This is a genomic window from Pseudoalteromonas sp. BSi20311 (assembly GCF_000239875.1).
Classification (GTDB): domain Bacteria; phylum Pseudomonadota; class Gammaproteobacteria; order Enterobacterales; family Alteromonadaceae; genus Pseudoalteromonas.
The window spans coordinates 68,721-75,383 of the sequence record NZ_BADU01000022.1 but is presented as its reverse complement, the minus strand read 5'-3'; the positions used below and the strand labels follow the sequence as shown (position 1 = coordinate 75,383).

General features: G+C 41.2%; 5 protein-coding genes and 1 pseudogene. 2 read left to right on the top strand and 4 right to left on the bottom strand.

Features of this window, described 5'->3' with window-relative positions; genetic code table 11:
* Window positions 1–404, top strand: a pseudogene (locus P20311_RS02525) (LD-carboxypeptidase); the annotation flags it as partial.
* Between the two features lie 44 nt (window positions 405–448).
* Here the strand turns inward: P20311_RS02525 and P20311_RS02520 are convergent.
* Window positions 449–1,105, bottom strand: coding sequence for a nitroreductase family protein (locus P20311_RS02520; RefSeq protein WP_008109298.1), 657 nt, complete (start codon window positions 1,103–1,105; stop codon window positions 449–451).
* A 127-nt stretch (window positions 1,106–1,232) separates the two neighbouring features.
* Between P20311_RS02520 and P20311_RS02515 the strand changes: the two genes are divergently transcribed.
* Window positions 1,233–2,174 (top strand): LysR family transcriptional regulator, encoded by a 942-nt coding sequence (locus P20311_RS02515; protein WP_008463959.1) that lies wholly within the window; start codon window positions 1,233–1,235, stop codon window positions 2,172–2,174.
* 20 nt (window positions 2,175–2,194) lie between these two features.
* Here P20311_RS02515 and P20311_RS02510 read toward each other — a convergent pair whose 3' ends face one another.
* The 3 genes from P20311_RS02510 to P20311_RS02500 all read right to left on the bottom strand — a co-directional run bounded on the left by P20311_RS02510 (window position 2,195) and on the right by P20311_RS02500 (window position 6,284).
* Window positions 2,195–3,085, bottom strand: a complete 891-nt coding sequence (locus tag P20311_RS02510; protein WP_008109294.1) for a dienelactone hydrolase family protein — start codon at window positions 3,083–3,085, stop codon at window positions 2,195–2,197.
* A 105-nt stretch (window positions 3,086–3,190) separates the two neighbouring features.
* A complete protein-coding gene (locus P20311_RS02505) occupies window positions 3,191–4,210 on the bottom strand; it encodes an alpha/beta hydrolase (protein ID WP_008109292.1) in 1,020 nt (339 codons plus the stop codon).
* Between the two features lie 277 nt (window positions 4,211–4,487).
* Window positions 4,488–6,284, bottom strand: coding sequence for a SulP family inorganic anion transporter (locus P20311_RS02500; RefSeq protein WP_008109290.1), 1,797 nt, complete (start codon window positions 6,282–6,284; stop codon window positions 4,488–4,490).
* Between the last annotated feature and the right edge of the window lie 379 nt (window positions 6,285–6,663).

The following is a 6,663-nucleotide window of genomic DNA, read 5'->3' as shown; positions in this document are numbered from 1 at the left end:
TTGATACGGTTGGGCTGTTGCTTGATTCGCCTTTTTTAGCACTGCATGAGTTTAAAAAGCATAATGCCTCGCAAGGTATTGTGCTTTATTTAGAAAGCGCAGAGCTCACGCCTGCGACGGTTGCACGGTTTTTATTGTCACTCAAATTAGCCGGTATGTTTGATGATATAAACGGGGTGATTATTGGCCGCCATGTAACCTTACAGGGGCAAGATCCGGGGTTTGATTATCGCCAAGGCTTAAATGCCGCTTTTGGCGGGTGTTTATTTCCGGTGATCATTGATGCCGATATTGGTCACATCCCTCCTAATTTAAATTTAATTAATGGTGCATTATGCACTGTTACCGCAGATGTTGATCAAGGCAAAGTGACCAATGCGTCTGTGGTCACAAAACTAGCCTAATAAAGTGAGCTGCTCACTAACAATTTAAAGTGAGCAGCTTTGACTTATAAAACCTGAATTACTTGTTCTTTGCTTAAACGTGATTTTGGCAGCTTAGCATTGTAGTCTTCTTCAGCGTCATGGTAACCCAGCGCAAGTGCCACATCACAGATGTAGCCGTCTAATTCGCTTGCAAACTCTTCACCAATCAGCTGTGCATCAACGCCTTCCATCGGCGTGGTATCAATCCCTAAGCGTGCTGCTGCATGCATAGTATTGCCTAAAGCAATGTAGGTTTGTGCTTTGGTCCAGGCGGCATTATTACCTTGCTCATCGGTATTTAAATCAACAAACGCAAAGGCGCCAAAAGCTTGCTCGCGGTTTTCTTTTTGAGTTCTGCCATTCTTTATATCGGCATCAATTACGTGTCCGTAATCTTCACGAGTATATTGCGGATTATGAGCAAATAAAATAATGTGCGACGCCGCTTTAATGTGTGGCTGATTAAATTGAAACTTATTAGCAAAGGTAGTGTGCATACGCTCTTTTGCAGCGTCTGATTCAATCACTACAAATTTCCAAGGCTGCGAATTAATTGACGAAGGAGAAAGACGCATAGCATCATACAATACCGTTAAATCGTCTTGAGAAATGCGCTTTGTCGCGTCGTAACGTTTAGCAGTATGGCGGCTTTCAAGGTCGCGAATAATAGGGTGAGTCATAGTCTCTCCATAATAAAAAAGGGCTAATAAACAGTGTTCACTGAGTGTATGAGCAACATAATACAATTTGCTTTATTTAAAATAAACAGCATAATTATTGAATCATTATCAAATAAAAATAGATAATATGCAGATTGATGACTTAAAACTTATTTTAAAGGTAGCTGAGTGTCGAAGCATTACGCTAGCAGCAGCCAAGTTAGATATGCGCACAGCAACTGCCAGTGCTGCTATTAAGCGTGTAGAGTCAGCCCTTGGCTGTGAATTATTTATTAGAACAACTCGCCATTTGCGTTTATCCGGTGCAGGGGAGCGATACATCCCCCAATGCGAACAAGCGCTGGCTGTGCTTGAAACGGCAAGGCAAAACCTTAAAGGAGAACATGACGCCATTGAAGGCGAATTACGAGTAGCTACCTCATCTGATTTAGGCCGCAACTTAGTGATCCCTTGGATTGATGACATTATGGATAAGTACCCAAGTGTGAGTTTGCGCACGCACATTAGCGATAGTAATATCGATTTTTTTCGTGATTCGGTTGATATAGCACTGCGTTATGGCTCACCCAGTGATAGCAGTGTTTATGGGTTTAAAATTTGCAATGTACCGCGACTACTTTGTGCTACGCCAACTTATTTAGCTAAATATGGTGAGCCAGATCACCCGGATGATTTAGCGCAGCATCATGGGTTATTTTATCAGCTGCAAGATATTATCAATAATGTGTGGGAATTTACCGACGGGCAAAAAAAATACAAAGTTAAAATGCAGGGCAGACGAGCTTCAAACGATGGCGATTTAGTCAGGCGTTGGTGTGTTGCAGGTAAAGGTTTAGCAGTTAAATCAGCGTTAGATATTGCCGATGACTTATTAAACAAACGGGTTGTTACTGTGATGAATAATTACCAGCATACCTGTGGTGAGCTGTGGCTCATTTGCCCAAGCAGGCAATCGATTACTCCCGCTGTACTACTATTGCGTGATGTGTGCAGAGAAAAAACCGCTCACATATTGAATCAGCTAGTAAAGCAGGGGATTGTTGATAAACGTGTATTAATTAACGAGTAATAAATACACGCTTAGTAATGTTAACTTAAGTGGTTATAAAAAAATGCTAATGTACGCTGCCATGCAAGTTCGGCATTTTTTTCATCGTAGCGGCCAGTTGAATCGTTATGAAAACCATGATTAGCGCCTTCGTAAATGTGCATAGTGTACTCAACATTGTTAGCTTTTAAGCTTTTTTCATAATCAGGCCATGTAGCGTTAACGCGTTTATCAAGCTCACCTAATTGAATCATTAAAGGCGCTTTTATATTTTTGTGCAGTGACTCACTGGCAGGAGTACCATAAAAAGGCACGCCCGCGCTCAGTAAGTCACTCTCAACTGCCGCTAAGTAATTAACAATGTAACCACCAAAACAAAAGCCTACAGCTCCCAGTTTGCCGTTACTATTAGAATGACTTTTTAAAAAGTGAGCCCCAGCTACAAAATCGTTTTGAATTTTAGCTCTGTCCATGGTCTTTTGCATGGCGCGTCCTTCATCATCGTTACCAGGGTAGCCACCAAGCGGAAAGAGTGCGTCGGGTGCAAAGGCAATAAAGCCTTTTTTGGCTAAGCGCCTGGCTACATCTTTAATATATGGGTTTAAACCACGGTTTTCGTGAATAACTAATACAACCGGCAGTTCACCTTCAATTTTGCTAGGTACTGCTAAGTAGCCTTTGCCTTTACCATGCCCGTTTGGCGAATCAAATTCTTCGTAGGTGGCTTTAATATCATCATCGTTAAATGATACTTGCTCTGCAAACGCATAATTAGGTAACAGGGCACTGGTTAGTACGCTCATTGAAAAACCAAGTGCAGCTAACCCACCTAGTTTTTTCATAAATGTACGTCGGTCCATTAAACCGTGGGCGTATTCGTCGTACCAATCAAAGGCTTCTTGCGGGATATGATCTGATTGCGGGGTATTCATGGCTGCTCCTTCCATTATTATTAGTTATGTATTGTTATTTATTACCATAACGTATTAGGAGTAAAAAACGAGCAGTATTTTTCTCAATTATTAGGACTGTTGAAGTTATCCATCAAGCAAGGAAAGGAGCACATTCCTTTGTTGTGTGGAAATTAAAGAAACCATTTCAATATGATTTAAATCTTTTACCTCATACATGCTCACTTTTGAGTTGTTAAGAGTAAGCAACCTATTATATGGACTCACTTTGTCTGCATTACTTGAAAAGATGTAAGTTTGCCTAGCATGCGGGGTCTTATTTAGATTATTTAATATGTCGAGTTTAGTTAGAGGTACTCCACTTTTTTCAATTATCTTAGCCGCGACTTCGTTTAAATAATCATCGCCTAATAGTTTGCTATAAATAGGGTGTGATAAGTTAGCAATTGTGGTTAGTGCGGCCTCAAAATTAATCATTGGGGCATAAAGTATATGCTTACTAATGTTCAGCTTAGATGCAAACTCAACTCCCGCAATTGCGCCCATTGAGTAACTAATTAAGGAAATATCAGTGTAGTTTTCTTTATTTACATAATTGACTAGCACATCAAGCGAGTTTAAACCAAATCTAAACTTCTCGTATTGATTACTTGCAGGCATCACTATCACATTTTTTCCAGTGACATGGCTAAGCCATCTTGCTTGCATGGTGTAAATCAAGCTGTCTACGCCATACCCAGGAAAGATGATTAAAAGCCCGCTATTTTGGTTGTTTGGTAAATTATCTGAAGTAAGTTGGTATTCAAAAACCTCATCTTCAGTGCTTCCTTCAACAATCAAACTTAACGAAAGTGTATTACCATCGAGTAGGTAGCTTTCGATATCCTTAGGTGAGATAAACCTAAAATCAAGACAATCTACTTCGCTGCTACAGTAATGGGTTTGTACTCCAGATAAAGCGATAGAGCTCTCAAATTCTTTAGGGAGAACTTTCTGCGGAGGCTTAGTTATTTGATAAGCAATATAGCTCTGGCACCCACTTAAAAAAATAACTAAAGAAATAATCAGTATGTATAAGCGCATTAAAGTCCCTTTAATTTTCAAGCTAAAATTTTTTTGATTAATTAATGCCTGACTTCCCTTCATCTACGCCTATCAAAAAGCCGAGCCCCACAAATGTGAACGATATAGCAATGAAGCCAAATAGCATTAAGTTACGGTTATTCTTTTTAAACCAAGTGTGGTTAACACAGCAAAAACAATAAATAGAATAAGTTGTACAAGTGGCATAGTTACATCCTTTTATGCGAGGGTGTCCATATACGTGCCTAACTTACCAGCTTAAAATAATTTAAACAATTGACTTAAAAATAAAAAGCTCGGGAAGTTCCGAGCTTTTTTAGTGAGTTACCTAAGAGACGTGTTACGCCATAGCGTCGTTGGCTACAGGGTATTTAGGGTCTTCAACAATGTTAACCTCTACTAAATCACCGGCTTTTTGTAATAACTTGGCAGACTCTGGGCTCAAATGGCGCAAATGCAACGTTTTACCTAATGCTTTATAACGCTCACTTAAACCATGTATGGCTTCAATACCTGACTGGTCACACACTCTGGCATTGGCAAAATCTATACACACTTTTTGTGGGTCGTTATGTGGGTTAAACCCTTCTTTAAACGAGGTTATAGAGCCAAAAAATAGATTACCCGTTACTTGGTAGGTTTTTTCGCTTTGCGATTCATCGCTGCATTTAATACGAATTTCTTTTGCAGAGTTCCATGCATAAACCAAGGCAGAAATAACAATACCTATGCCTACGGCTACGGCTAAATCGAGCAATACGGTAACGGTAGATACCACAATAATGATAAATATTTCAGATTTTGGAACACGGCCAAATAAACGCAAAGATGACCACTCAAACGTAGCAATAACCACCATAAACATAACGCCAATTAAAGATGCTACCGGTATCATTTCAATTAAGCTGGGAAAAAACAAAATAAATACCAGCATAAATAAAGCGGTAGCAATACCTGCCGCACGCCCTCGGCCGCCTGAATTTAAACACACCATGCTTTGGCCAATCATGGCGCAGCCGCACATGCCACCAAATAAACCGCTTAAAATATTGCCCGAGCCTTGCGCTACCGACTCGCGATTACCTTGCCCGCGGGTTTGTGTTATTTCATCAATAAGCGAAAGCGTCATAAGGGTTTCTATTAGCCCCACAGCTGACAAAATAAGCGCAAGCATTAGCACGGTGATAAGCGCATCGAGCGAGTCGCTATTGGTTAAATCCCAGCTAATTTGCGGAAAGTGAAAACTCGGTAATGCACCTTTTAAACTGCCATCAAGTGGGTCAATGGTGTCTTTTAAGCCCTCAGCTACTTTTTGCGCTTCGTTAGCTTGCCATTTAGCCGTAATCTGCGCATCGGTTGGGCGCTCAAGCGCAATATTTTGCGCCACTTCGCTGTATTGCCCATGAGGTACTTGATTTTTTATAGCTGCAAAGTTTTCAGTAATGATCTCTTTTTCAATCATTGAAGTACGCTGCGTGTGCACAACATCGCTAACAAGTTTTGACTCAAGTGGTGTAAAGGTGACCAGCGCTGTACACACTGCTATTGCAGCAAGAGGGGCAGGAATTGCTTTAGTATAGCGCGGTAAAAAATACACAATTGCCATGGTTAGCGCAATTAGCCCCATCATGGTAAGCATAGCAGGGCTGGTTAGTTGCATCCAATCGCCTGCGTAGGTAAACATATCGTGTTGCTTATCGTAAACTACGCGAACGTTTTCTTTAAATTGGCCAAATTGCGCCATACCAATCACAATAGCTAAGCCATTTACAAAGCCAAGCATTACAGGGTGAGGTAACAGCCTAATAAATTTGCCCATTTTAAAAGCGCCAAACACAACTTGCAGCACACCGGTTAACACCACGGCGGCCAGCAAGTACTCGAGTCCAAACATAATAATAAAGGCGGTGGTGACTACAGCCATAGAGCCAGCAGCACCCGAAATCATACCTGGGCGGCCGCCAAACACGGCGGTAATAAAGCCAACAAAAAACGAGCCATATAGTCCCATCATTGGGTCAATTCCCGCTACAAAGGTAAACGCAACAGCTTCGGGAATGAGCGTAAGCACAGCGGTTAGGCCGGCTAATACATCATTTTTTAAATTAGCGCTGCGCTTGCTTATTAAATCAAACATAGGGTTCCTTAGGGTGCATAAATAAACTAGATGCCATAGCGCTTTAAGCGGATAGCAGTATGTTTAGGTGTTTTAAATTTACGTGTATAGGGCGTGTTGATCTTTGCGGATTGAGATTTGTTTAATCTAGGGGCGATCAAATCGCGGCGCGAGGTTTGTAACCTAGTGGGCTCGATAACTGCTCCTGCGTTATTCTAATGACTTACATCCCTGTAAGAATAAGTAAAAACCGAGCAAAGCTTCCGCGTCCTGCTCACGCCCCTTACCTACATCCATGTAGGCAACAAAGAGTTTATTGCCCCTAGGCAGAACCCAAAGGGCAGCGTATGTTTGGCATTTATGCTACCTTATCGCCCATTTATGGGGAGTAACCACACTT

Excerpts from the sequence above, each read along its gene's own strand:
- P20311_RS02520 (WP_008109298.1), bottom strand. The coding sequence starts at position 1,105 with ATGACTCACCCTATTATTCGCGACCTTGAAAGCCGCCATACTGCTAAA.
- P20311_RS02515 (WP_008463959.1), top strand. The coding sequence starts at position 1,233 with ATGCAGATTGATGACTTAAAACTTATTTTAAAGGTAGCTGAGTGTCGA.
- P20311_RS02510 (WP_008109294.1), bottom strand. The coding sequence starts at position 3,085 with ATGAATACCCCGCAATCAGATCATATCCCGCAAGAAGCCTTTGATTGG.
- P20311_RS02505 (WP_008109292.1), bottom strand. The coding sequence starts at position 4,210 with ATGAAGGGAAGTCAGGCATTAATTAATCAAAAAAATTTTAGCTTGAAA.
- P20311_RS02500 (WP_008109290.1), bottom strand. The coding sequence starts at position 6,284 with ATGTTTGATTTAATAAGCAAGCGCAGCGCTAATTTAAAAAATGATGTA.